Source organism: Flavobacterium araucananum (assembly GCF_002222055.1).
Lineage (GTDB): Bacteria > Bacteroidota > Bacteroidia > Flavobacteriales > Flavobacteriaceae > Flavobacterium > Flavobacterium araucananum.
The window spans coordinates 1-537 of the sequence record NZ_MUGS01000049.1 but is presented as its reverse complement, the minus strand read 5'-3'; the positions used below and the strand labels follow the sequence as shown (position 1 = coordinate 537).

The following is a 537-nucleotide window of genomic DNA, read 5'->3' as shown; positions in this document are numbered from 1 at the left end:
GATCTCCAATTCTGTCCTTGGAGCCATATAAGCTTCCATTGATCCGCTAAAATCTGGATCAGGTAATGAACGCTTGTCCAGTTTGCCATTGATTGTCAAGGGAAAAGAATCCATAACAACCAAAGCGCCAGGAACCATATATTCAGGTAAAACCGCTCCAAGCTCTTCCAAAATCAAAGACTCTTCCAAAACAACTTCTCCCTGATCCAAAACATAATAACCAACCAGCGATTTAACAACACCGGACAAACTCTCTCTTTCCTTAACCAAAACACATGACTGACTAATACCTTCAATACCCGATAGGGCATGCTCGATCTCTCCAAGCTCTATCCTGTAACCACGAATCTTTACCTGGTCATCATTACGGCCAAGGTATTCCAGATTGCCATCAGCAAGCCAGCGTACCAAATCGCCTGTCTTATACAACCTGTCATAACCTTTTAATAAATCCTGCTCCGTTGCAAATGGATTGCTTATAAAACGCTCCGAGGTTAGATCCAAAAGATTTAAATATCCCCTGGCCAAACCGGCTCC

The 537-nt window shown here is 43.0% G+C and carries 1 protein-coding gene; it reads right to left on the bottom strand.

Annotated elements, in window-relative coordinates; translation table 11 throughout:
• Nucleotides 1–537: AMP-binding enzyme (locus B0A64_RS19235; RefSeq protein WP_133083321.1), on the bottom strand; the 537-nt coding region annotated here is incomplete at both ends.